Below are 24186 nucleotides of genomic sequence, written 5' to 3'. Positions count from 1 at the left end.
GTCCTCCCTATCGCCCGAGGTAAACTTCAATAACCTGTTCATTGGCCTGGACGTCGCGCAGGCTCCCTTCCGCCAGCACGCGCCCCTGATGCAAAACGGTAACATGGTCGGCAATGGTTTCGACAAACCCCATGTCATGCTCCACCACCATCAGCGAGTGTTTCCCCGCCAGAGTGCGAAACAGCTCGGCGGTATACTCCGTTTCCGCGTCCGTCATCCCCGCCGCAGGTTCATCCAGTAGCAGCAGGTGCGGCTCCTGTACCAGCAGCATACCGATTTCCAGAAACTGCTTTTGTCCGTGCGAAAGCAGCCCGGCGCGACGCCCACGCTCCGCGCCCAGGCGCAATAACCCGAGCATCTCGTCAATGCGATCCCGCTGCTCGCCCGAGAGGCGCGCTCTTAACGTGGCCCAGACGGATTTATCCTCTTTCATCGCCAGTTCCAGATTCTCCTCCACCGTCAGGGCCTCAAACACGGTCGGTTTCTGAAATTTACGCCCAATGCCCTGGCGGGCAATCGCAATAGGATCGAGCGAAGTTAAGTCCGTGGACTGATCGTAAATCGCGCGTCCGCTTTGCGGCCGGGTTTTACCGGTAATCACATCCATTAAGGTGGTTTTTCCGGCGCCATTAGGGCCAATAACGCAGCGCAATTCCCCCACGCCAATGTTCAGGGTTAAATCCGTCAGCGCCTGGAAGCCGTCAAAATTGACGTTGATCCCTTCCAGTTGCAGAACCGGGTCTGTTTGATCGCGAAAACGATCCCCCGGCAACTGGCGGGTAAAAAGTCCGTCATCCGGTTGCATCATTTTTCTCCTTTGCGAAACAGACCAATGACGCCGCGCGGTAAAAACAGCGTAACGCCAATAAAGATCAGGCCAAGAAACAGCTGCCAGTACTCCGGCATAATCACCGTAAACAGACTTTTAGCGCCGTTCACCAGCACTGCGCCAAACACCGGGCCAATTAAGGTGCCGCGCCCGCCCAGCGCGACCCAGATGGCCGCTTCAATAGAGTTGGTCGGCGACATTTCGCTGGGGTTAATGATGCCGACCTGAGGAACGTACAGAGCGCCCGCCAGACCGCACAGAACAGCGGAGAGCGTCCATACCAGCAGTTTGAAGCCACGCGGATCGTACCCACAAAACATCAGGCGATTTTCCGCATCGCGCACGGCGGTCAGAACGCGGCCAAACTTACTGCGTGCAAGGAGATACCCCAGCCACAGCGCCAGCACCAGTAATATGACGGTCGCGAGAAACAGCGCAACGCGCGTGGAGGTCGCCGCAACAGGAAAGCCCAGCAACGTGGTAAACCCCGTAAACCCGTTATTGCCGCCAAACCCGGTTTCGTTACGGAAAAACAGCAGCATACCTGCGAACGTCAGCGCCTGGGTCATAATGGAAAAATAGACGCCTTTGATTTTTGAGCGGAAGGCAAAATAGCCGAACACCAGCGCCAGCAGCCCCGGAACCAGCACAACCAGCAGCATCGCCCAGGAGAAGTGCTGCGTTCCCCACCAGAACCACGGTAATTCACTCCAGGAGAGGAAAGACATAAACGCGGGAAGTCCGTCGCCAGAGGCCTGACGCATCAGATACATTCCCATCGCATACCCGCCCAGCGCGAAGAAAATACCGTGCCCCAGCGACAGCATTCCGGCATACCCCCACACCAGATCCAGCGCCACAGCGACAATGGCGTAACAGAGGATCTTCCCGGCCAGCGTTAACACCCAGACCGGGACAGCCAGCGGGTGATCCGCAGGCAGCAGCGCCAGAAAAGGCAGAATCAGCAGCGCCGCCAGCAGGCAAAGGCCAAAAACCTGGACAGTACGCGGCGCTCTACGCGCCAGTGTTAATGTCATTGGCATGGTCATTAATCAATAACCCTCCCTTTCAGCGCAAACAATCCCTGAGGCCGTTTCTGGATAAACAGAACGATCGCAATCAGAATGACGATTTTGCCCAGCACCGCGCCCATTTGCGGTTCCAGAATCTTATTGAAAATACCCAACCCAAATGCGGCGGCCACGCTTCCCGCCAGTTGTCCGACGCCACCGAGCACCACCACTAAAAATGAATCAATAATATATCCCTGCCCCAGTTCCGGCCCGACGTTGCCCAGTTGTGACAAGGCCACGCCGCCCAACCCGGCGATCCCCGACCCGAGGCCAAACGCCAGCATGTCCACGCGCCCCGTCGGCACGCCGCAACACGCCGCCATACTGCGGTTCTGCGTTACCGCGCGAACGCGCATCCCAAGGCGGGTTTTATTCAGCAATAGCCAAGTGAAAAACAGCACCAGTATGGCGAATCCCAGCACCACGATACGGTTCCAGGGCAACGTCAGGTTGGCATAGACCTGCACCCCGCCAGAAAGCCACGCAGGGTTGGCAACCTCCAGGTTTTGCGCGCCAAAGGTCATGCGTACCAGTTGGATCAGCATCAGGCTAATCCCCCAGGTCGCCAGCAGCGTTTCGAGAGGACGACCATAAAGATGGCGAATAATGCCGCGCTCCAGCGCCATTCCAGTTCCGGCAGCGATCAGGAAGGCAACCGGCAACGCCACAACGGGATAAAACGCCAGCCACTGTGGCATGAACTGCCCCATAAACTGCTGAACCATCCATGTGCTGTACGCGCCAAGCATCAGCATTTCACCGTGCGCCATATTGATTACGCCCAGTAATCCATAGGTGATCGCCAGCCCCAGGGCCGCCAGCAGCAGAATCGATCCCAGCGACAGCCCCATAAATGCCTGCCCCAGGAGATCGCCAATCACCATCCGCTGCGCGATTGCGTTCAGGCTTTCTGTCGCGGCCTCGCGAACACGCGCATCCGGTTCATGTTCAGCATCCGTAAAGGGTTGCAGGCGTGATTGCGTTTCCGGGTCGCCCGACTGCCCCAGTAAGACAATCGCCTGACGCCGGACGTCAGCGGAAGGATTCACCAGTTGCAGGTTAGCCAGCGCAATCTCCAGACGTGATGTCACTTCGCTTTCCGTTTCCTGCGCCAGCCGCTGCTGTAAAAGCGGTAGCATCGCGGGCGTGGCCTCCCGCTGTAACAGGCTGGCGGCAGCGGCTCTTTCCGTGACATTGTCACTTAATAGTTGATGCGTGGCTAACGCCCCGCTGACCAGGTTTCGCAGACGGTTAGTCAGACGAACCTTTTTCAGTTCGCCATCGGGCGCGGCGACAGCGCCAAGCGGCAGAACCTGCGTACCCTGCCGAATGAAAGCGTGTTTTGCGCTATCAGTCAGCACATTCTCACGCGCTAATGCGTTCAACAAAGGCAAACGCTGCGCCTCAGGCGTGATGGCCCATTGTTCTAATAACGTCGCCTGTTGCGCCCGGCTGGCGCCAACAAACACATCGGCATCGGTTGCCTGCACGATCCACGGCACCAGCCACGTCATTAGCAACACACCCCGAATAAAGCGCATGGCTTTCATGAAAGTGTTCTCCAGAATGTGCCCTCCCGCAGGAGGGCAAAAGATCAGTTGCTGGCGGTTTTAACAGGCTGGTCTGATTTTTTATCGTTACCGGCGATAAACGGGCTCCAGGGCTGGGCGCGAACCGGTTCGTCGGTTTGCCATACCACATTGAACTGGCCGTTATCTTCAATTTCGCCGATCATGACGGGTTTATGCAGATGGTGGTTGGTGGCGTCCATCGTCAGGGTAAAGCCAGACGGCGCAGCGAAGGATTGCCCCGCCATCGCCTCGCGGACTTTATCGACGTCGGTCGTGCCGGCTTTTTCTACTGCCTGCGCCCACATATGCAGGCCCACATAGGTCGCTTCCATCGGATCGTTGGTCACGACGGTGTCGGCATTCGGCAGCTTATGCGCTCTGGCGTATGCCCGGTAATCCGCAACGAATTTCTGGTTAGTGGGGTTGTCGACAGATTCAAAATAGTTCCACGCCGCCAGGTTGCCCACCAGCGGTCTGGTATCGATACCGCGCAACTCCTCTTCACCGACCGAGAATGCCACGACCGGCACGTCTGTCGCTTTTATCCCCTGATTCGCCAGCTCTTTGTAGAACGGAACATTTGAGTCGCCGTTAATGGTAGAGACCACCGCCGTTTTGCCGCCCGCAGAGAATTTTTTGATATTGGCGACAATAGTCTGGTAATCGCTGTGTCCGAACGGGGTATACACCTCTTCAATATCTTTATCCTCGACGCCTTTGGCATGCAGCCAGGCGCGAAGGATCTTATTGGTGGTACGAGGGTAGACATAATCGGTTCCCAGCAGGAAAAAGCGTTTCGCGCTGCCGCCGTCTTCACTCATCAGATATTCGACAGCCGGAATAGCCTGCTGATTTGGCGCTGCGCCGGTATAGAAAACATTCGGTGATAACTCTTCCCCTTCGTATTGCACAGGGTAAAACAGCAGCCCGTTTAACTCTTCAAATACCGGCAACACCGATTTACGCGATACCGACGTCCAGCAGCCAAACACGACCGCGACTTTATCCTGGCTCAGCAGCTGACGCGATTTCTCTGCAAACAACGGCCAGTTTGAGGCCGGGTCAACCACCACCGGTTCCAGCTTTTTGCCCAGCACGCCGCCTTTAGCATTGATCTCATCAATCGTCATCAACGCCATATCTTTAAGCGGGGTTTCCGAAATGGCCATCGTGCCGGATAGCGAATGCATGATGCCGACCTTAATCGTATCGGCCGCCTGAACGCTAAAGCTCAGCCCCATCGCAACCACCGAGGCGGACAGTGCAAAGGCTTTTAATAATGTACGACGCTGCATAGTTTCACTCCTGAAATTAAGCTTGCTGGAAGTCCCGGTGCAACCGGACGGGCAAATGGTGCAAATTAAGGATGTTCAGAAGTGATAAGGCAAAATCGGTGCCAGATTTTTAAATATCTATAAATATCAATTTATTAACCGGCAACAGGGCTGAAATAAGAAAATCGGAAACCACAAGGCGGGAAATACAACGAGGAAAATGATCCAGAATGAAACAGCGTTGCATTACGAATGTGCAACGCTGTGTAACAAAGAGAGGCAACTTACCAGACCTGACTGGCGATTTCGGTGATGAGGCGTACTTTGCCCCATTGCTGGGCTTCCGTCAGCGTATTCCCCTCTTCCGTGGAGGCAAATCCACACTGTGGGCTAAGGCAGATCTGCTCTTTTGCGACATAGCGCTCTGCCTCCTGCAAGCGGGCTTTCACCCCTTCCGGGTTTTCCAGCTCGCCGTTTTTCGTGGTCACCAGACCCAGAACCACCTGCTGACGTCCGGGCCGAACAAAGCGCAGCGGCGCGAAATCACCGGAGCGATCGTTATCATATTCCAGGAAAAACGCATCAACGTTCACCGTGCCGAACAACACTTCCGCCACCGGTTCATAGCCCCCTTCAGAGATCCACGTCGAACGGAAATTTCCCCTGCAAACATGCAGCCCGACCGTCAGATCGGCTGGTTTATCCTCCAGCGCACGGTTAATCACGCGGGCATAAATCTGCGCCAGCTCGTCAGGATCGTCACCCCGCTCACGAATCTGCTGACGTTGCTGGTCGGAGCACAAGTAAGCCCAGACGGTGTCATCCAATTGCAGATAACGACAGCCTGCTTCATAAAAAGCATGAATTGCATCGCGCCAGGTGGTAGCCAAATCATCGAAATAAGCGTCCAGATGCGGATAAACGGTAGCATCGATATCTTTGCGCCCGCCACGGAAATGCAGCACGCTGGGGGATGGAATGGTCATTTTGGGCTCGGCTGCACCGCTAATGCTTTTCAGATAGCGGAAGTCTTCCAGCATAGGGTGATCGCCAAACCCCAGTTTTCCGGTAACGCGCACGCCGTGCGCTTTTGTCTGCACGCCATTAAACTGGATCCCCTTCTCAGCGTCATAGCGTTCAACGCCTTGCAGTCCATCGAAGAAATCAAAATGCCACCAGGCGCGGCGAAACTCGCCATCCGTGACAACATGCAGCCCGCAGGCACACTGCTGTTCCACAACGGTGCGGATAGCGTCATCTTCCACCGCACGCAATTGTTGCGCCGTTATTTCACCGCGTGCAAATTGCAAACGAGCTTGTTTGATCGTGTCCGGGCGTAAAAAACTGCCGACGATGTCTGCGCGAAACGGGGCCTGTTGTTTTTGCATGTGATCTCCTCATTCACCCGGCATTAGTTGCCTGACGTGATAATTTATTATTTGAAGTTTAGACTTCTGGATGGCTATGCGTCTAAAAATGACATGCAACCTGCTCACTGACAACCGAGAAAAATTCATCACCCTTGAAATAAATTCACATTGCCTCATCGTTTTGTGACGCTTTTTCATAGTCTGAAATCCCGTACCGGAAAAATCCTGACGTTAACGTTGAAATAATCACCTAATTCAGCATTTGTTTAGATTTAATCTGCTACTATGGGTACTCATGAGGTGAATTAAGGTAAGAGAGGAAACACACAAATAAAAGGAGGCATTATATGCTGGGTAATATGAACGTTTTCATGGCCGTTCTGGGAATTATTTTATTTTCTGGTTTTCTGGCCGCGTATTTCAGCCATAAATGGGATGATTAATGAACGGAGATAGCTCCTCACCGACAAGGCCCCTTGTAGCGTAACTGCACAAGGGGCCATTTTTTTACCCGCCCGGCAGACAGACAAAAAAAACCGCCGGATAAACCAGCGGTGAATGCTTGCATGGATAGATTTGTGTTTTTACCTTATGCGTTATCAGGCAATTCCCTGCGCAGATAACGGATCGTTGACCATCCTGACACAGGCAATATCAATGAAGGTTAAACAACATAGAACTAAACCAGCAAAACCGGCGTTTCGCGCTTCCATCCCTTTGCACACTTATGTCAGTGAATAACCGGTTATGTAAAGAGCGTGCCGTTCGGCTCATGTTACACACGCGTGATTTGCTGATCTTTGTCCATAAACATGCAGCGATTCCTTCCGGTTTGTTTACCCCGGTACATTGCCCTGTCTGCGCGTCCGATGACGACATCCAGCGGTTCTCCCTGCTGCGCCTGGGTAATGCCCGCAGTTACCGTTATCGAAAGTTCTCCATCAGGGTAGTTAATCGGATTATCCGCCACTAGCTGGCAGATACGTAACCCTGCCCGACAGGCCTGTTCATCCGTTTTTGTACGGATGATAATCACAAACTCCTCCCCGCCATAGCGGTAAGGCGTTTCATCGTAGCGCGTCCAGACGGATAAATTCGACGCCAGGGTGCGCAGCACGCTATCACCGACCAGATGACCATAGTTGTCATTGACCAATTTAAAGCGGTCAATATCAAAAAGCAGCAAATATAAATTAAGCGGTTGCGCATCAATAAGCTGACGATCGAAAGATTCATCAAGGACTCTGCGCCCGGGTAATCCGGTTAATATATCCATATTACTGCGAATATTGAGCAGATATATTTTGTAGTCCATCACCGCCGAGGTAAATGCTAATAACGCTTCCTGAAAACGGTCAAAATGGTGATCTTCCGAACGTTTCTCTGCGATCGCCCGCAGTAATTCCCGACCTCGTGTATGCATGTGTTCATGAGCAATAATAATCTTGATAACAAAGCCCTTTTCTTCAGGTTCATGTACCGGATGATTATTTAGCCATTGGCTGAACTGACACAGACAGTGAGAATTGATATCGAAAATATCGGGTTGATTGACATCGCCAGACACTGTGCAACGAAACATTTTCACCAGCCACTGATAGTGGGCATCAATAGACTGGTTCAGATCTAACAAGATGGTATCGATTTCTATCGTTTTTTTAATCATTGCCGCTCCTTGGGCATACATCCTTGATGTACCGTAGTCTAGCGGTACAAAAGCAAATTTATGTCAATTTATTAATAGAAGGCCGAGCCAGGAAATGGAGAATCTATAACGCTATGATTTTAAAGTGGTAATAAAGGAAAAAAGTGAATAATCCTGGAATATTTGCAATGCACTTAACATCTTTAATCGCCCTTCCCCTGCTGCGCCAGGCGAGTCAGGATCGTCTGACCGATATAATTACTCCAGTTGAAACTATTTTGCAAAACCACTACCGCGTTGCGATTTCTTTTATCAAACCCAATATAGCTGGAATACCCACCAATATATCCGACCTGATAGGTGATCTTTTGCGCAGAAAACTCATCACTCACCCACGCAATATTCGCTGCTTCTTTCTGTCGATAATAATAAGTCTGTGTGGCTTCAGCAAAAGCCTGATCGATGGCCGAAACGGTTGTGGATGTAAAATGCGCGCGGGCATAATTAGCCAGATCGCGGGCGCTACTGTATAAACTGGCCGCCCCCATCATATTTTTGTTAAAAACCCAGTCTGGCGTCAGATGGCCACGGGTAATGAGCTTAGGCTGATCGCCAGCATGGCCCAGCGCTCTTCGCGGGTATGCCTTCAATAAGGTGGGCGTATAACTGCTGTTTGTCATCGCCAGTGGTTCAAATATCATGCGTTGCGCCAGCGCCTGGATCGGCTCTCCCGTTCTGCACTGCAAAATATACCCCAGGATGGCGTAGCCGATGTTGGAATACTGCGGAACGCGCGCGTCCGGCGCAGTAAAATCACTGAGATAACCCAGCACGGCGTCGCTGTCCAGTTGCGTATAAAAGTTCTCGCCGTTACTGAAATAGCGCATTAAGTTTTCCAGCGTCAGCAAATCCATAGGCTGCCGGGGTAAACCGGAAGTGTGAGTCACCAACTGGAGGAGCGTAATATTTTTGGCGTCAGGGCTTAAAGGCGTATTCTGTGGAAGCAACGTTTCCAGTGTATCCGTCCAGTTAAACACCCCTTCATCCACCAGCATCGTCGTCACTTCTGCCGTCACGCCTTTACTCAGCGAGCCTAAAGCGAACAGCGTATCTGGCGTGATGGGATAACGATTTTTATCATCGGTTATCCCGTAACTGTGAAATTCTGCCGGGCCATTATTCTGAATAACAGCAACAACGACGCCAGTCACCTCTTTTTCCCGCATATATTGCCGAATCATCGGATCAATACCGCGCCCGTAGTATCCCACCACAACTTGCGCGCTTTTTTGCGCAGGCATATCCAGCTGTGAAAGCGTGCTATTGCCACACCCGATGAGCGCAAATAAGGATACGCAGAGCATCTGGTGTTTAATTTTCATTGTTCGCATCAGTTCTGATTCACAGACACAACAGGTTTTTTCTCAAACAAAGAGAAAAGCGGAAGATAATACGAACACATGAAAACAGGGACCCCGGATAAAAAGAAGCCCGTATTGTACACCAGTATCCCGGCAGCTTACTTAATATTGACAAAAAATCAGAGCGTTGCCTGATAAACATTCAGGCAGCGCCCTTACGCTGAGCGGTCTAAACCCCGGTGTTTTAACATGGGTTCGATACGCGGTTCATGACCCCGCCACGCCGGGTAAAGACGTTCCAGGTCCGTACTGTTGCCGCGTGACAAGATGGCATCACGGAAACGCTGTCCGTTCTCACGCGTTAACCCTCCCTGTTCAACAAACCACTGGTAGCCGTCGTCCGCCAGCATTTGCGTCCACAAATAGGCGTAATAGCCTGCCGCATACCCGCCACCGAAAATATGGGCGAAATAGCTGCTCCGGTAGCGCGGTGGCACTGCCGGAAGATCGAGTTCTTCCGCCGCCAGCGCCTGCTGTTCAAAGAGATCGACCGACTGTGATGCCGAAAAGGTTTCAAGACTGTGCCAGCGCATATCCAGCAATGCGGCGCTGAGCAGTTCCGTCATGTCATAGCCTTTGTTAAACAGGCTTGCCCGCCGCATTTTTTCCTGCAACGCTTCGGGCATTTTTTCACCCGTCCCGACGTGGCGCGCATAGCGTTCGAACACCTGCGGATGACTCGCCCAGTGCTCATTAATCTGCGAAGGAAATTCGACAAAATCGCGCGGGGTGTTCGTCCCCGACAGCGTCGCATAGCGCTGTGTCGCAAACAGGCCGTGCAGCGTATGACCAAATTCATGGAACAAGGTGATCACATCATCCCAAAGCAGCAATGCGGGCTGCCCTGCCGCTGGCTTCTGGTAATTACAGACGTTGTAGATAACCGGTCTGGTTTCGTTAAGCGTGGATTGTTCAATAAAATTGCCCATCCATGCGCCGCCGCTTTTTGACTCGCGGGCAAAGAAATCACCATAAAACAACGCCAGACCGACGCCATCATGATCGAAAATTTCCCAGACGCGCACATCAGGATGGTAAACCGGGATATCAAAGCGCTCGATAAACTTAATGCCGAACAGCTGGTTTGCCGTCCAGAACACGCCGTCGTTCAGTACCGTATCTAACGCAAAGTAAGGTTTGAGCTGCGCTTCATCCAGCGCGTATTTTCCACGGCGTACCTGCTCAGCATAGTACGCCCAGTCCCACGCCTGGGTCGTGAATCCTCCCTGCTCATCATCGATCACTTTCTGGATCTCAGCCTGCTCATCCAGCGCGCGCTGACGCGCGGCCGGAACAATGGCGCGCATAAAAGCGAGCGCCGCGTCAGGCGTTTTCGCCATCTGATCGGCGGTTTTCCAGGCGGCATAACTGGCAAACCCGAGTAATGTTGCCTGCCGTGTACGGATGTCCACCAGACGCTGAACAATCGCACGCGTGTCGTTGGCGTCGTTCTTTTCCGCACGAGTCCATGCGGCGTTGAACAGATTTTCACGGGTCTGGCGATCGCGTAAAACGGCCAGTGTCGGTTGTTGTGTGGTATTGAGAAGCGGAATAAGCCAGCGATCCGCCAGCCCTTTTTCCCTGGCAGCATCAGCGGCAAGAGCGACCTCCTCCTGACTCAATCCGTCCAGTTGATGGCGATAATCAACCACCATCCCACCGGATTTATTCGCCGCCAACAGCCGCTGATTAAACTGGCTGGTCAGCGTGGCGGATTCGGTATTCAGGCTCCTGAGCTGCGCTTTATCGTCATCGCCAAGCTGCGCGCCGGAAAGTACAAAACGCTGGTGGATAACCTCCACAAGACGCAACGACTCGGCATCCAGCGCCAGCGTCTCCCGCTGTCGCCAGACCGCATCCACACGCGCAAAGAGCGTACTGTTGAGATAAATATCATTTGCCAACGCCGCCAGTTCAGCGGAAAAGGCTTCATCAAGGCGCTGTAATTCGTCATTGGTATGCGCCGCTGTCATGGCGAAAAACACGCTTGTCACACGGGTGAGCAACGCGCCGCTTTGCTCCAGCGCCAGATACGTGTTCTCAAAATCAGGCGCTTGCGGGTTTTGGACAATCGCATCAATTTCAGCGCGCTTTTGCCGCATCCCTTCGTCAAACGCCGGGCGGTAATGGCGGTCTTCAATCAGATCAAAACGCGGGGCCTGGTAAGGCAATACGCTCTGGCTAAAGAATGGATTCGTTAACGACATTTTTCACTCCTGCAAACGATTTGTTCATTAGAGTAGGTCTCCCTTGAAATGACCGCAATCCCATTAACGAGGATTACCCCTGAACAGAGATGGCGTGCTATGGTAATACAACACAAAAAGCGTTGAGGAACAGTGAGATGATCGTTTTAGTCACCGGTGCGACCGCAGGTTTCGGCGAATGCATTACACGTCGTTTTATTGAGAATGGACACAAAGTGATTGCCACTGGCCGTCGCCAGGAACGCCTGCAAGAATTGAAAGATGAGCTGGGCGACAATCTGTTTATCGCTCGTTTAGATGTGCGTAACCGTGCATCCATTGAAGATATGCTGGCGTCATTACCCGCAGAGTGGCGCAACATTGATGTGCTGGTCAACAACGCCGGGCTGGCGCTGGGGCTTGAGCCCGCGCATAAAGCCAGCGTGGAAGACTGGGAAACCATGATCGACACGAACAACAAAGGTCTTATTTACATGACCCGCGCGGTTCTGCCTGGCATGGTGGAGCGCAATCGCGGCCACATCATCAATATTGGCTCTACCGCAGGTAGCTGGCCATACGCGGGTGGCAACGTATATGGCGCAACCAAAGCGTTTGTGCGCCAGTTCAGTCTGAATCTGCGCACGGATTTACACGGTACGGCAGTACGCGTTACCGATATTGAACCCGGTCTGGTCGGCGGCACGGAGTTTTCTAACGTCCGCTTTAAAGGCGATGACGACAAAGCGGGTAAAACCTACGAGAACACAACCGCGCTCACGCCGGATGATGTCACAGAAGCGGTATGGTGGGTCGCTAATCTGCCTGCGCATGTGAACATTAATACGCTGGAAATGATGCCGGTTACGCAGTCTTTTGCCGGACTGAGCGTTCATCGGGGTTAATTTTTATACCCGGCCTACGGGTCGGGTATAGATAGTGACAAAAAAGTGGTAGAGTACTCTGGTTAACTCTCTAAAAAGTAAGAACGAATGACCGTTGAAACCCAACTCAATCCTACGCAGCCTGTAAATCAGCAAATTTACCGCATTCTCCGACGTGACATCGTGCACTGTCTGATTGCGCCAGGCACACCGCTTTCCGAGAAAGAGGTTTCCGTGCGCTTTAACGTATCGCGCCAGCCTGTACGTGAAGCGTTTATTAAGCTGGCGGAAAACGGTTTGATTCAAATCCGCCCTCAGCGCGGCAGCTATGTGAATAAGATTTCATTATCGCAGGTGCAGAATGGGTGTTTTGTCCGACAGGCCATCGAATGTGCGGTCGTTCGTCGCGCGGCGTTGATGATCACCGACAGCCAGTGCTATCAGCTGGAGCAGAACCTTCACCAGCAGCGGATCGCCATTGACCGCAAGCAGCTCAACGATTTCTTCCAGCTTGATGATGAATTTCACCAGAAACTGGCATTAATTGCCGATTGCCAGCTGGCGTGGGATACGGTTGAAAATATTAAAGCCACCATCGACCGCGTGCGTTATATGAGTCTGGATCATGTGTCGCCGCCTGAAATGTTGCTGCGCCAGCATCATGATATTTTTGCCGCCCTGGAAAAGCATGACGCCGACGCGGTGGAACGCGCCATGACTGTGCATCTACAGGAGATTGGCGAGTCCGTTCAGCTTATCCGCCAGGAAAACAGCGACTGGTTCAGCGAAGAGTAATCCCGCTGACAAACAAGCCGGATGGCGGCGTAACCGCCTTATCCGGCCTACAATAGTCAATGATGTTGAACGTTGCAGGCCTTATCCGGCCTACAACCATGCAGAGATTACGCTGATGCGATATTCGCCGCATATTTTGCAACGGTTGCTTTCGCGCCGTTGGCAAGCAGCGACAGATACGCTTCTTTCACCTTATTCGTAAACAGCTCAACGTGCGGCAATTCGTTACCAAAAATCGCATCGATGGCCAGCAGCGCCTGAACGCGACTTTCCCCTTCTTCACTGCCCTGAACCGCTTGCTGAATAACCGGCAGCAGCGGATCGCTAATTTCAATCGGATTCCCCTGCTCATCAACGCCGCCAACGTAACGCATCCAGCCCGCCACGCCTAAGGCCAGCAGATCGAAACGGCTGTTATGCGCGATATGCCAGCGAACGGAGTCCAGCATACGCTGCGGCAGTTTCTGGCTACCGTCCATCGCAATTTGCCAGGTACGGTGACGCAACGCCGGGTTGCTATAGCGCGCGATCAGCAAATCGGCATAACGCTTCAGATCCACCCCCTTCACTTTCAGCGTCGGCGCCTGTTCCTGCAACATCAACGCATGCGCGGCCAGGCGGTAATTCTCATCTTCCATGCAGTCATTAATGTGCTGATAGCCCGCCAGATACCCGAGGTACGCCAGGAATGAGTGACTGCCATTAAGCATACGCAGTTTCATCTCTTCGAACGGGATAACATCTGCCACCAGTTCAGCGCCCGCTTTTTCCCATTCAGGGCGACCCGCGACAAAGTTATCCTCAATCACCCACTGACGGAACGGTTCACACGCCACACCCGCAGGATCGCGTACGCCGGTTAACTGTTCGATCTTATCCAGCGTGTCAGCCGTCACCGCAGGTACAATACGATCAACCATCGTGGACGGGAACGTCACATGTTGCTCAATCCACGCGGCCAGCTCTGCATCTACCGCACGGGCATAGGCGGTAACTACATTGCGCATGACGTGTCCATTTTCAGGCATGTTATCGCAGGACATCACGGTAAATGGCGCCAGGCCAGCCGCTTTACGACGCGCCAGCGCTTCCACCACCACGCCAGGCGCGGATTTCGGCTGCTGCGGGTTTTGCAGATCGGCGGCGATCATCGGGTGATCCAGCATCAACTGACCGGTCGCCGGAGAGTGGCAGTACCCTTTTTCTGTAATCGTCAGGGAAACAATCGCCACCTGCGGCTCGCACATGGCGGCCAGGACGGTTTCCAGACCGTCAACCTGCGCGTGCAGCGCGTTTTTTACCACCCCAACAACCCTTGCGGTCCAGGCATCTGCTGACATTTCCGCCACGGTATACAGGTTGTCTTGCTGTTTCAGGTCGGCAATCTGCTGCTCGCCGCCAATCAGGTTGACTTCACAATATCCCCAGTCGCTGTTGTGTTCCGCCGCGAGGATATCCGCGTAGACACCCTGATGCGCGCGATGGAATGCGCCAAAGCCCAAATGCACAATGCGAGGAACCAGTCTGGCGCGATCGTAATGAGGAAGCGAAGCCTTAGCCGTTAAGAGCTTGTTTTGCATGGTATGACCTATTGTATGAATGAATTCAGGACCGTCTCAGAGTAACGCCTGTAGGGTTGTATGATTTGATTTGAATTAAGCTTTTTGCAATTGGTATGACATCATTTTAAAGTTATGTGACAACATGACCGAAATTCAACACTCCCTGTCCATTCCGGTCATGCCCTGTGCGACGTTACCCTACCTGCGTTGCCGAACCCTGAACGCTACTTGCCGCCTTTAGGTCCGCTGCATCCTCCAGCACGCTCAGATCGCGATCTCTCACTTCCGGCATCAAAATCGCTGAAATTAAGCCGATAAGAGAATAGGCAATGATCATCGCTAATATAGGCAACCAGGAATCGGTCATATTACAGAAAATACCTGCCAGTACAGGACCAAATCCAACGGCGACTAATCCACCGGCTTCTTTTGAAATCGCCATCCGGGTAAAACGATTACGCGAACCAAACATCTCGGCCATCGTAATGTTTTCCAGCGCGAAGAGACCCAGCACGGCAAAGTTATGAATAACAATAAGCGCGGTCATAATCACGCCGGGGCTATAGGTTTTATCCACGATGATAGACAACATCGGGTACGCAAGAATAATCGCAGATATATTCAATAAAATATAAGGCAGGCGGCGACCATATTTATCAGATAACCATCCCAAAAGTGGAATAGTAATAAAACCAATGACAGAGCTAATCATTAACGCGTCGGTAGGAATCGCCTTATTGAATAATAACGTCTGCACTAAATATCCTGCAAGGAATGTCTGAATTAATCCAGAATTGCCCGCCTGACCGAAACGTAAACCGGTTGCCAGCCAGAAGGATTTACTGCTAAACATGGCACCCAATGTGTTTTCTGATGCGTTGTTTAACGCCGGCGCATTTTCGCTTTCATTGACCTTTTCAAATACCGGGCTTTCTTTGAGGTTCATACGCAGCCAGATAGCGAAGATCATGACAACAACGCTCGCCAGGAATGGGATACGCCATCCCCAGGCCAGAAGCTGTTCTCTGTCAAGCGCAAAGAACATCACTGCCCAGATTGCCGTTGCGCTCAGCGTACCGCAGTTTGTTCCCATTGCGACAAGCGAGGAAATAATGCCGCGTTTCCCTTTAGGCGCATACTCAGCCAGCATCGTTCCCGCCCCGGAGATCTCCGCCCCGGCGCCTAACCCCTGAACAATACGTAACGTCACCAGTAAAACAGGCGCAAATATACCAATTTGCGCATAGGTCGGCAGAACCCCAATGAGGGTTGTACAAATCCCCATCATGGTGATAGTAATAAACAAGACTTTTTTACGCCCAATACTGTCGCCCATTTTGCCGAAAATAAACGCGCCGACAATACGTGCGATATATCCTGCGCCGTAGGTTCCCATCGCCAGAATAAGCGCCATTGCAGCGGACTGTTCCGGGAAAAATATCTCATGGAAAACTAATGCAGCGCCCAGAGAATATAACTGGAAATCCATAAATTCAAGGGCTGTTCCCAGCCAACCGGATACGGCGGCTCTGATTAAATCTTTTGTTGACCGTTCATGTTTTTGTTGAGTCATATTGGCAATCTCTAAGAGGTAAGATGCGTACCACTCTCTCGCATTTATTAATATTATTCAGAGAATGTGAGTAAAACCTTGCAGCAGTGCCGTTGGTCTTTCTCAAACAATTCAATCGCGTCAGTGACATGGTGATAATTAAACGTATGCGTGACGAGCTTATCGGGATCGATCAGACCTTTTTCCAGCCAGCCAATAACGACCGGGAATTTATTCGCATTCAAACGGGACGAATAAATTGACAGTTCCTTGCCGGTAATCCCCTGCTGCACAATCTGGCAAGGATCGCTGGAGAACCCCATCAGTACAATGCGCGCGGCGGGCGACGCCAGCGAGATAGCTTCTTGTAAAATGGACGGATGACACGCCGCATCGACGATCAGCGTCGGTTTTAACCCTTTTTCATCCAGGAAATCTTGCAGAGATTGCTGTCCATTATTGATAACCCAGTCGGCGCCGCTTTCTTTCGCCATCTCCAGTCGTTCATCAATACGATCGGCAACAATCACCTCTTTAACGTTATAAACGCCCTTCAGCGCCTGAACCGTCGTCAGTCCCATCGGCCCTGCGCCATAAATCAGCGCAATATCGTTCTCTGTCGGATTAACCTGCCCGGTGACGTTCGCCGCAATGGTGAAAGGTTCAACCATCACCGCGTGCTTATCAGCAATGGCATCCGGGATCGTAAACGCGTTTTTTGCCGGAACGACCGCATATTCACTAAATCCGCCGTCACGGTGTACGCCCAGAACAACCAGCGAGGTACATACATTGGGCTTGCCTATTGAACAGGGATAGCAATGCCCGCAACTGATGACGGGATCGACCGATACGCGTTCCCCCACTCTGGCGTGGCTAACACCTTCGCCTACGGCGTCAATCACACCAAAAAATTCATGCCCGATAACACGCGGATACTTTGCAAAAGGATTATGCCCACGATAGATATGGCTATCAGAACCGCAGATCCCCGCCAGTTTCACTTTAACCCGAACGTCCCCGGCCGCAGGCTCAGGGATAGGACGCTCCGCTAAAACCAGCGTGTCAGGTTTTTCAATCACTATACTTTTCATGTCATATCACTCCTTACCAGTTCCACAACGTGCCATCTTCCAGACGGGCGACCGGCAAATACGCAGGGTCATACGGATATTTCGCCGCCAGTTTTTCATCAAACTCAATACCAAGACCTGGCTTGTCGCCTGGGTGCATATAGCCGTTATCGAACGTCCAGCTATGCGGGAAGACATCAAGCATTTGTTCGGAGTACCCCATGTATTCCTGAACGCCAAAGTTAGGCACCCACAGATCAAAGTGAAGCGCTGCGGCCATGCAAACCGGCGACAAATCAGAAGGCCCATGAGACCCCGTGCGCACCTGGTAAAGCGAGGCAAAATCCGCAATGCGGCGCATCCCCGTAATGCCGCCGGCATGGGTAATGGTGGTGCGGATATAGTCAATCAGTTGCTCTTCAATGAGCTGCTTGCAGTCCCAGATGCTGTTGAACACTTCCCCGACGGCAATCGGCGTCACCGTATGCTGACGAATCAGACGGAAGCATTCCTGGTTTTCCGCAGGCGTCGGGTCTTCCATCCAGAACAGACGATAATCCTCAACGCGCTTACCAAAACGGGCGGCTTCAATCGGCGTCAGGCGGTGGTGCATGTCGTGAAGCAAATGCTCTTCAAAACCAAATTCAGCACGTACGGCGTCAAACAGTTTCGGCGTGAAATCGAGATATTTCTCGGTTGACCAGAGTTGCTCTTCCGGCCACTGGCCTTTCGTAGCGGGTTCGTAGGCCAGACCTTTGCCTTTAGACATGCCGTAGGTGGTTTTCATACCCGGCACGCCGCACTGCACGCGAATCGCTTTAAACCCCATCTCTTTGTGACGCGCATAATCTTCCAGCACATCATCAATGGTGTGACCCGTCGTGTGGCAATAGACCATCACGCCTTCGCGGGATGCGCCGCCCAGCAACTGATACAGCGGCATATTGGCGGCTTTCGCTTTGATATCCCACAGCGCCATGTCAACGGCAGAAATGGCAGACATCGTGACCGGCCCGCGACGCCAGTAGGCGCCTTTATAAAAGAACTGCCAGATATCTTCGATACGGTGCGCATCGCGGCCAATAAGCTGCGGGCAAAGGTGATCTTTCAGATAGGATGCCACCGACAGCTCACGGCCATTCAGGGTAGCGTCGCCCAGGCCGGTGATACCGTCCTCGGTGGTGATTTTCAGCGTGACAAAGTTACGTCCCGGACATGTGACAAAAACTTCAGCCCCTACAATCTTCATTGTTGTTCCTTACATCTCTTCTGTGCGATGCAGGAAATTTATACACCTGAACTACTACCATACAAGTATAATGATCAAAAAATCGCTCATCGATCACAAAATAAGGCGCTTAAGCGCGCCCCCACCCGGCAACGATAATCAGCATTCCACAGAGTGCGATCAGTGCGCCTGACCAGTCATAAAGACTGAGTCTGACGCCGTCAACAAAGCGTAACCATAACAGCGCAGTACAGACATAGACCCCGCCATAAGCCGCATAGACGCGGCCGCTGGCGGCCGGATGCAACGTCAGCAGCCAGACGAATAATGCCAGTGAGACTCCCGCCGGAACCAGCAGCCAGGCCGTTGCGCCCCGCTTCAACCATAGCCAGGGCAGAAAACAGCCCACGATTTCGCACAGTGCGGTCATGAAAAAAAGAAGTGTTGTTTTTAGCATCATCATCATTGCGTTACGTCAGGTTTAAGCATGATACGCCAGAATAGCGCCTTCGTATCCATACCCGCAGGATGGGTATGCCCTGCGCCAGGAATGGTGTAGAATTTAGACAAGTTTTATCCCTCTATCATGAAAGGAATTAACCATGAACAATACACTTAGCAAACGCCTGTGCCTGACGGCAATGCTTGCGCTGGGTGCTGTCGTGTATACCACCTCCGCATTCGCGAATACCAGCAAACTGATCATTGAATCTGGAGACAGCGCGCAAAGCCGCCAACACGCAGCCATGGAAAAGGAACAATGGAATGATACCCGCAGCCTGCGCCAGAAAGTGAACACGCGCACGGAGAAAGAGTGGGACAAAGCCGACGCCGCGTTTGATAACCGCGACAAGTGCGAGCAGAGCGCCAACCTTAACGCGTACTGGGAACCGAATACGCTGCGTTGCCTGGATCGTCGTACTGGCCGTACCGTTGCGCCATAACAGTGCGTTGAGCGACAGACGGTAAGGACACAAAATGACCCACGCCAACAGTGTTAAGTTGCGCCCGCTGGAGCGCGAAGATTTACGATTCGTCCACCAGCTTGATAACAACGCCAGCGTAATGCGTTACTGGTTTGAAGAGCCGTACGAAGCGTTTGTCGAGCTGTCTGACCTGTATGATAAGCACATTCATGACCAGAGCGAACGGCGCTTTGTCGTGGAGTGCAACGGCGAAAAAGCCGGTCTGGTCGAACTGGTAGAAATTAATCACGTTCACCGCCGGGCTGAGTTTCAAATCATCATCTCGCCGGAATACCAGGGAAAAGGGCTGGCTTCGCGCGCGGCGAAGCTGGCGATGGACTACGGATTCACCGTACTCAACCTTTATAAGCTGTATCTGATCGTTGATAAAGAAAACGAAAAAGCCATTCACATTTACCGTAAGTTAGGTTTTATGGTTGAAGGTGAACTGATTCATGAGTTCTTTATCAATGGCCAATACCGCAACACCATTCGTATGTGCATTTTCCAGCAGCAATATCTGGACGATCACAAAACGCCTGGCTCAAGCCTGCTGAAGCCTACCGCACAGTAAGCCGCTACCCGGCTGTGTCAGACGCAACCGGGTAATAATCAATCGTATTTTTAATGGTATAGCTCCGCGCAACGGCGGGTTCGACGCTTTCATCAACGATCACAAGCTGGCAGTTGATCGGATTGGCGTAATTATCATATTCACACGTCTGCTTCACATTGCCTAACGGGCGATCGTTCAGCAGGCTGACCGCCGTATAGTCGAGCTTTTTAAGCGGGTCCGCCGACGGTTTTGCATCAATGGATAACGTTTTGTCTTTACTGATGGTGGTCTTACCCAACGGATACCCTTCCGCATCATAGCGGTACTGTACCTTCGTCTCTCTTCCCGTTGCGGAAACAACAAAACCGTTATCGTCCGTATCCCAGACCACGCCTGCCGAGGGCAACTCCGCCAACTGACATTTCCCCTGTAAGCGAACTCTTTTCTCCATCGTCTCGGCATCGCGGTAGTAGTTTGCATCCAGTACCAACGCCAGCCCGGTATTGTTTTCCAGATCGTGCAGTTCCAGCGTATCAAAGCAGCCTTCCTGCGAAAGCGTTCCGCTGATGCGCTTCGTCACTTCCCCTTTGTCGTTCATCAACGTCTGGCTGAAATCTTTAACCGGGCCGCGCAACGGATCAAAATCGAACTCATTGGAAAAGCTGGCCATTTCCGGGGTAAAGGAGACCAGAACAGTGGCGTTATCACATCCAACAAGCAGCACACACAGAAAGCTCACCAGGGTCTGTTTCTTCACGTTATTCACCAGGATAAGGAGATGATTCTCAATCATATTAGCAAATACAGTTGTTTACACTAGAAATGCTAAGCTTTCATTATCGTGTTCATAAAAGGAGTGAATGATGAAAATCTCAGCAGGAATTGCAGCGTGTCTGCTCATCGTCGCCTCCCCGCAGGTACTGGCGGCGCCGGAGTCATGTGAAAGAGTCAAAAGCGACATCGAACAGCGCATCATTAACAATGGTGTGGCGGAGTCCAGTTTTACGTTAACCATTGTTCCTAATGACCAGGCGGATCAGCCCGATTCCCAGGTCGTAGGCCACTGTGCAAACGATACCCATAAAATTTTGTATACCCGCACCAGCAGCGGAAACGCTCCTGCCAGTACCAGTCCTTCTCAGGACGGGCATGCTGTCGAACCTCAGTAACAGATAAGAGCCTGATATACCAGGCTCTTACTCCCTCTTAGAAAGATTCCCTCAATTTTGACATGGATTAATACCCCCTACCTATAAGGGGTTAAAATCACTCTTTCATTAGTATCCTATTAATTTCGTTATAAACATAATTATATAACGATAACTATAATGGAGTGAATTATGTCCGATGTTGAACAACAGGGAGGCATCAGCCGCAGGACGTTAGTGAAATCCACCGCGATAGGATCGCTGGCGCTCGCTGCCGGAGGACTCTCCTTGCCTTTCGGGATGCGTACCGCTGCGGCTGCCGTGCAGCAGGCAATCCAGCCCGTTGAAGACAAAGTGGTCTGGGGAGCATGTTCGGTCAACTGCGGTAGCCGCTGCGCCCTACGTCTCCACGTCAAAGATGATGAAGTCTGGTGGGTGGAAACCGACAACACTGGCGAAGATGTCTATGGCAATCACCAGGTGCGCGCCTGCCTGCGCGGACGTTCAATCCGTCGGCGAATTAACCATCCTGATCGCCTCAACTACCCGATGAAACGCACAGGCAAACGCGGCGAAGGAAAATTTGAGCGCATCAGTTGGGAAGAAGCGCTGGATACCATCAGCAACAGCCTGAAAAACACGGTCGATAAATACGGTAACGAGGCGGTGTACATTAACTACACCTCCGGTATCGTCGGCGGCAACATCACCCGCTCCTCGCCTTATGCCTCTCTGGTGGCCCGCCTGATGAACTGTTACGGCGGTTTTCTTAGCCACTATGGCACCTACAGCACCGCGCAAATCGCGGCGGCCATGCCCTACACCTATGGTTCGAACGAGGGTAACAGCACCTCCGATATCGAAAACACCAAACTGGTGGTGATGTTCGGTAATAACCCGGCAGAAACCCGTATGAGCGGCGGCGGAATTACCTGGTTCCTGGAACAGGCCAGGGAACGTTCAAATGCGCGCATGATCGTTATCGATCCACGCTATACCGATACCGCGGCAGGACGTGAAGACGAATGGATACCTATTCGTCCCGGCACCGATGCCGCGCTGGTCGCCGGACTGGCCTGGGTGCTCATCACCGAAGATCTTGTCGACCAGCCTTTCCTCGACAACTACTGCGTGGGTTACGACGAAAAAACGCTACCGGCCGATGCGCCAGCGAATGGCCACTATAAAGCCTATATTCTGGGCCAGGGCGAAGACGGCACGGCCAAAACGCCTGAGTGGGCCGCGCATATCACCAGTATCCCGGCGGAAAAAATCATCCAGCTGGCACGGGAAATCGGCTCGGCAAAACCGGCGTATATCTGTCAGGGCTGGGGGCCGCAGCGTCACTCCAATGGCGAACAGACTGCGCGCGCGATCGCCATGCTCTCTATCCTGACCGGCAACGTCGGGATCAACGGCGGCAACTCCGGCGTGCGTGAAGGCACCTGGGACCTCGGCGTAGAGTGGTTTTCTATGCTGGATAACCCGGTAAAAACGCAGATCTCCGTTTTTACCTGGACAGACGCCATCGATCATGGCGCGGAAATGACCGCCACACGCGACGGCGTGCGCGGTAAAGATAAGCTTGATGTCCCGATCAAATTTATGTGGTGCTACGCCAGCAATACGCTGATTAACCAGCATGGCAACATCGCCCACACCCATGACGTATTACAGGACGACAGCAAGTGCGAAATGATCGTCGGGATTGAGCACTTCATGACGGCGTCCGCCAAATACTGCGACATTCTGCTGCCGGACCTGATGCCAACGGAACAGGAAGATCTTATTTCGCACGAATCCGCAGGCAACATGGGTTATGTCATCCTGGGGCAACCGGCCACCTCACCAAAATTTGAAAGAAAGCCGATCTACTGGACGCTGAGCGAAATCGCCAGACGCCTCGGCCCGGATGTCTACCAGACATTTACGGAAGGCCGTACCCAGCACGAGTGGGTGAAATACCTGCATGCCAAAACCAAAGCGCGTAACCCGGAAATGCCGGACTACGAAGAGATGAAAACCACCGGCATCTTCAAGAAAAAATGCCCGGAGGAACACTATGTCGCCTTCCGCGCATTCCGCGAAGATCCTGCCTCCAGTCCGCTGAAAACGCCATCAGGGAAGATTGAAATCTACTCCGAGCGGCTGGCGACCATCGCCGACACCTGGGAGCTGGAAAACGATGAGATCGTTCATCCGCTGCCCGCCTATGCGCCAGGGTTTGATGGCTGGGACGATCCCATCCGAATAACCTATCCGCTGCAATTGACCGGCTTCCACTATAAAGCCCGCACCCACTCCAGCTACGGCAATATTGATGTGTTGCAGCAAGCGTGCCCGCAAGAGATCTGGATTAACCCCATTGACGCGAAAGCGCGCAACATCAAACAGGGCGACACGGTGCGCGTATTTAACAATAACGGGCAGATGCTGATCCCGGCAAAAGTCACGCCGCGCATTTTGCCGGGCGTTACCGCCATCGGGCAAGGCGCCTGGCTCAAGGCGGATATGTTTGGCGACCAGGTCGATCACGGCGGTTCCATCAACATTCTGACATCACATCGTCCTTCTCCGCTGGCGAAGGGGAACCCGTCTCACAGCAATCTCGTTCAGGTTGAGAAGGTATAAGGAGTAACCGATGACAACCCAATATGGATTTTTTATTGACTCCAGTCGTTGCACCGGTTGCAAAACCTGCGAACTGGCCTGCAAAGACTACAAAGATTTAACCCCGGACGTCAGCTTCCGTCGCATCTATGAATATGCGGGCGGCGACTGGCAGGAGGATAACGGCGTCTGGCACCAGAATGTCTTTGCCTACTATCTTTCCATTTCCTGCAACCACTGCGAAGACCCGGCCTGCACGAAAGTGTGCCCGAGCGGCGCGATGCACAAACGCGAGGACGGTTTTGTGGTGGTGGATGAGGACGTCTGCATCGGCTGTCGCTACTGCCATATGGCCTGCCCGTACGGTGCGCCGCAGTACAACGCCGCCAAAGGCCACATGACCAAATGCGACGGCTGTCATGACCGCGTTGCCGACGGCAAAAA

22 protein-coding genes are annotated in these 24186 nt (G+C 52.6%); 8 read left to right on the top strand and 14 right to left on the bottom strand.

The features are described 5' to 3' along the window. Nucleotides 1-7 precede the first annotated feature (7 nt). The 5 genes from urtD to OGV79_RS14905 form a co-directional block, all read right to left on the bottom strand. On the bottom strand, nucleotides 8-805 hold the full coding sequence (urtD, locus tag OGV79_RS14925) for an urea ABC transporter ATP-binding protein UrtD (protein WP_024130341.1): 798 nt from the start codon (nucleotides 803-805) through the stop codon (nucleotides 8-10). Then, a complete protein-coding gene (gene urtC, locus OGV79_RS14920) occupies nucleotides 805-1878 on the bottom strand; it encodes an urea ABC transporter permease subunit UrtC (protein ID WP_286468653.1) in 1074 nt (357 codons plus the stop codon). Before urtC ends, urtD begins: the two co-directional genes overlap by 1 nt. Continuing rightward, nucleotides 1878-3452, bottom strand: a complete 1575-nt coding sequence (urtB, locus tag OGV79_RS14915; RefSeq protein ID WP_230032116.1) for an urea ABC transporter permease subunit UrtB — start codon at nucleotides 3450-3452, stop codon at nucleotides 1878-1880. The genes urtC and urtB overlap by 1 nt, the downstream gene beginning before the upstream one ends. Nucleotides 3453-3496: 44 nt before the next feature. Beyond that, nucleotides 3497-4768 (bottom strand): urea ABC transporter substrate-binding protein, encoded by a 1272-nt coding sequence (gene urtA / locus OGV79_RS14910; RefSeq protein ID WP_286468652.1) that lies wholly within the window; start codon nucleotides 4766-4768, stop codon nucleotides 3497-3499. 263 nt (nucleotides 4769-5031) lie between these two features. Beyond that, nucleotides 5032-6135, bottom strand: a complete 1104-nt coding sequence (locus OGV79_RS14905; protein WP_110494271.1) for a cobalamin-independent methionine synthase II family protein — start codon at nucleotides 6133-6135, stop codon at nucleotides 5032-5034. 329 nt (nucleotides 6136-6464) lie between these two features. Between OGV79_RS14905 and mgtS the strand changes: the two genes are divergently transcribed. Continuing rightward, nucleotides 6465-6560 carry a protein MgtS gene (mgtS, locus tag OGV79_RS14900; protein ID WP_000901367.1) on the top strand — a complete coding sequence of 32 codons (96 nt, stop codon included), beginning with the start codon at nucleotides 6465-6467 and terminating at the stop codon, nucleotides 6558-6560. Nucleotides 6561-6892: 332 nt separating this feature from the next. Here mgtS and OGV79_RS14895 read toward each other — a convergent pair whose 3' ends face one another. The 3 genes from OGV79_RS14895 to dcp all read right to left on the bottom strand — a co-directional run bounded on the left by OGV79_RS14895 (nucleotide 6893) and on the right by dcp (nucleotide 11390). After that, on the bottom strand, nucleotides 6893-7783 hold the full coding sequence (locus OGV79_RS14895; RefSeq protein WP_024130343.1) for a diguanylate cyclase: 891 nt from the start codon (nucleotides 7781-7783) through the stop codon (nucleotides 6893-6895). Nucleotides 7784-7965: 182 nt separating this feature from the next. Then, nucleotides 7966-9144, bottom strand: a complete 1179-nt coding sequence (locus OGV79_RS14890) for a serine hydrolase domain-containing protein (RefSeq protein WP_200076311.1) — start codon at nucleotides 9142-9144, stop codon at nucleotides 7966-7968. A 194-nt stretch (nucleotides 9145-9338) separates the two neighbouring features. Beyond that, a complete protein-coding gene (gene dcp, locus OGV79_RS14885; RefSeq protein ID WP_286468651.1) occupies nucleotides 9339-11390 on the bottom strand; it encodes a peptidyl-dipeptidase Dcp in 2052 nt (683 codons plus the stop codon). A gap of 137 nt (nucleotides 11391-11527) precedes the next feature. Between dcp and ydfG the strand changes: the two genes are divergently transcribed. Together ydfG and OGV79_RS14875 are read left to right on the top strand one after the other, a co-directional pair. Then, nucleotides 11528-12274, top strand: a complete 747-nt coding sequence (gene ydfG / locus OGV79_RS14880) for a bifunctional NADP-dependent 3-hydroxy acid dehydrogenase/3-hydroxypropionate dehydrogenase YdfG (protein ID WP_024130344.1) — start codon at nucleotides 11528-11530, stop codon at nucleotides 12272-12274. 87 nt (nucleotides 12275-12361) lie between these two features. Continuing rightward, nucleotides 12362-13048: a GntR family transcriptional regulator gene (locus OGV79_RS14875; protein WP_012132443.1), complete on the top strand. Its 687-nt coding sequence runs from the start codon at nucleotides 12362-12364 to the stop codon at nucleotides 13046-13048. Nucleotides 13049-13155: 107 nt separating this feature from the next. Here the strand turns inward: OGV79_RS14875 and OGV79_RS14870 are convergent, their stop codons facing one another. The 5 genes from OGV79_RS14870 to OGV79_RS14850 all read right to left on the bottom strand — a co-directional run bounded on the left by OGV79_RS14870 (nucleotide 13156) and on the right by OGV79_RS14850 (nucleotide 18920). Then, nucleotides 13156-14628 carry a mannitol dehydrogenase family protein gene (locus tag OGV79_RS14870; RefSeq protein ID WP_058669094.1) on the bottom strand — a complete coding sequence of 491 codons (1473 nt, stop codon included), beginning with the start codon at nucleotides 14626-14628 and terminating at the stop codon, nucleotides 13156-13158. 175 nt (nucleotides 14629-14803) lie between these two features. Continuing rightward, complete coding sequence (locus OGV79_RS14865) at nucleotides 14804-16183, bottom strand: MFS transporter (protein WP_012132446.1); 1380 nt, start codon at nucleotides 16181-16183, stop codon at nucleotides 14804-14806. Between the two features lie 53 nt (nucleotides 16184-16236). Beyond that, on the bottom strand, nucleotides 16237-17256 hold the full coding sequence (locus OGV79_RS14860) for a Zn-dependent oxidoreductase (RefSeq protein WP_012132447.1): 1020 nt from the start codon (nucleotides 17254-17256) through the stop codon (nucleotides 16237-16239). Nucleotides 17257-17269: 13 nt separating this feature from the next. Beyond that, entirely contained in the window at nucleotides 17270-18484 is a 1215-nt protein-coding gene (rspA, locus tag OGV79_RS14855; protein ID WP_012132448.1) for a starvation-sensing protein RspA, read from the bottom strand. A gap of 109 nt (nucleotides 18485-18593) precedes the next feature. Further along, nucleotides 18594-18920, bottom strand: a complete 327-nt coding sequence (locus OGV79_RS14850; protein ID WP_024130346.1) for a YnfA family protein — start codon at nucleotides 18918-18920, stop codon at nucleotides 18594-18596. 145 nt (nucleotides 18921-19065) lie between these two features. Between OGV79_RS14850 and OGV79_RS14845 the strand changes: the two genes are divergently transcribed. Further along, entirely contained in the window at nucleotides 19066-19407 is a 342-nt protein-coding gene (locus OGV79_RS14845; RefSeq protein WP_012132450.1) for a DUF1283 family protein, read from the top strand. Between the two features lie 34 nt (nucleotides 19408-19441). After that, a complete protein-coding gene (gene speG / locus OGV79_RS14840) occupies nucleotides 19442-20002 on the top strand; it encodes a spermidine N1-acetyltransferase (RefSeq protein ID WP_012132451.1) in 561 nt (186 codons plus the stop codon). A gap of 4 nt (nucleotides 20003-20006) precedes the next feature. On the opposite strand, the gene OGV79_RS14835 is transcribed toward speG, so the two are convergent. After that, a complete protein-coding gene (locus tag OGV79_RS14835; RefSeq protein WP_286468650.1) occupies nucleotides 20007-20741 on the bottom strand; it encodes a YnfC family lipoprotein in 735 nt (244 codons plus the stop codon). Between the two features lie 103 nt (nucleotides 20742-20844). Here OGV79_RS14835 and OGV79_RS14830 point away from each other — a divergent pair, with 103 nt between their 5' ends. The 3 genes from OGV79_RS14830 to OGV79_RS14820 all read left to right on the top strand — a co-directional run. Beyond that, complete coding sequence (locus OGV79_RS14830; protein ID WP_012132453.1) at nucleotides 20845-21153, top strand: DUF1161 domain-containing protein; 309 nt, start codon at nucleotides 20845-20847, stop codon at nucleotides 21151-21153. Nucleotides 21154-21324: 171 nt separating this feature from the next. Then, entirely contained in the window at nucleotides 21325-23763 is a 2439-nt protein-coding gene (ynfF, locus tag OGV79_RS14825) for a selenate/tellurate reductase subunit YnfF (RefSeq protein ID WP_286468649.1), read from the top strand. Nucleotides 23764-23773: 10 nt separating this feature from the next. Beyond that, the coding region (locus OGV79_RS14820; RefSeq protein WP_286468209.1) for a DMSO/selenate family reductase complex B subunit at nucleotides 23774-24186 on the top strand (413 nt) is incomplete at its 3' end.

Source organism: Citrobacter sp. CK185 (assembly GCF_030333565.1).
In the GTDB taxonomy this organism is placed as follows: Bacteria; Pseudomonadota; Gammaproteobacteria; order Enterobacterales; family Enterobacteriaceae; genus Citrobacter_B; species Citrobacter_B koseri.
This window is presented reverse-complemented; position numbering and strand designations above follow the sequence as displayed.

Bases quoted from the DNA above. Each gene is read 5' to 3' on its own strand.
- urtD (WP_024130341.1), bottom strand. From the start codon at position 805: ATGCAACCGGATGACGGACTTTTTACCCGCCAGTTGCCGGGGGATCGT.
- urtC (WP_286468653.1), bottom strand. From the start codon at position 1,878: ATGACCATGCCAATGACATTAACACTGGCGCGTAGAGCGCCGCGTACT.
- urtB (WP_230032116.1), bottom strand. From the start codon at position 3,452: ATGAAAGCCATGCGCTTTATTCGGGGTGTGTTGCTAATGACGTGGCTG.
- urtA (WP_286468652.1), bottom strand. From the start codon at position 4,768: ATGCAGCGTCGTACATTATTAAAAGCCTTTGCACTGTCCGCCTCGGTG.
- OGV79_RS14905 (WP_110494271.1), bottom strand. From the start codon at position 6,135: ATGCAAAAACAACAGGCCCCGTTTCGCGCAGACATCGTCGGCAGTTTT.
- mgtS (WP_000901367.1), top strand. From the start codon at position 6,465: ATGCTGGGTAATATGAACGTTTTCATGGCCGTTCTGGGAATTATTTTA.
- OGV79_RS14895 (WP_024130343.1), bottom strand. From the start codon at position 7,783: ATGATTAAAAAAACGATAGAAATCGATACCATCTTGTTAGATCTGAAC.
- OGV79_RS14890 (WP_200076311.1), bottom strand. From the start codon at position 9,144: ATGAAAATTAAACACCAGATGCTCTGCGTATCCTTATTTGCGCTCATC.
- dcp (WP_286468651.1), bottom strand. From the start codon at position 11,390: ATGTCGTTAACGAATCCATTCTTTAGCCAGAGCGTATTGCCTTACCAG.
- ydfG (WP_024130344.1), top strand. From the start codon at position 11,528: ATGATCGTTTTAGTCACCGGTGCGACCGCAGGTTTCGGCGAATGCATT.
- OGV79_RS14875 (WP_012132443.1), top strand. From the start codon at position 12,362: ATGACCGTTGAAACCCAACTCAATCCTACGCAGCCTGTAAATCAGCAA.
- OGV79_RS14870 (WP_058669094.1), bottom strand. From the start codon at position 14,628: ATGCAAAACAAGCTCTTAACGGCTAAGGCTTCGCTTCCTCATTACGAT.
- OGV79_RS14865 (WP_012132446.1), bottom strand. From the start codon at position 16,183: ATGACTCAACAAAAACATGAACGGTCAACAAAAGATTTAATCAGAGCC.
- OGV79_RS14860 (WP_012132447.1), bottom strand. From the start codon at position 17,256: ATGAAAAGTATAGTGATTGAAAAACCTGACACGCTGGTTTTAGCGGAG.
- rspA (WP_012132448.1), bottom strand. From the start codon at position 18,484: ATGAAGATTGTAGGGGCTGAAGTTTTTGTCACATGTCCGGGACGTAAC.
- OGV79_RS14850 (WP_024130346.1), bottom strand. From the start codon at position 18,920: ATGCTAAAAACAACACTTCTTTTTTTCATGACCGCACTGTGCGAAATC.
- OGV79_RS14845 (WP_012132450.1), top strand. From the start codon at position 19,066: ATGAACAATACACTTAGCAAACGCCTGTGCCTGACGGCAATGCTTGCG.
- speG (WP_012132451.1), top strand. From the start codon at position 19,442: ATGACCCACGCCAACAGTGTTAAGTTGCGCCCGCTGGAGCGCGAAGAT.
- OGV79_RS14830 (WP_012132453.1), top strand. From the start codon at position 20,845: ATGATGAAAATCTCAGCAGGAATTGCAGCGTGTCTGCTCATCGTCGCC.
- ynfF (WP_286468649.1), top strand. From the start codon at position 21,325: ATGTCCGATGTTGAACAACAGGGAGGCATCAGCCGCAGGACGTTAGTG.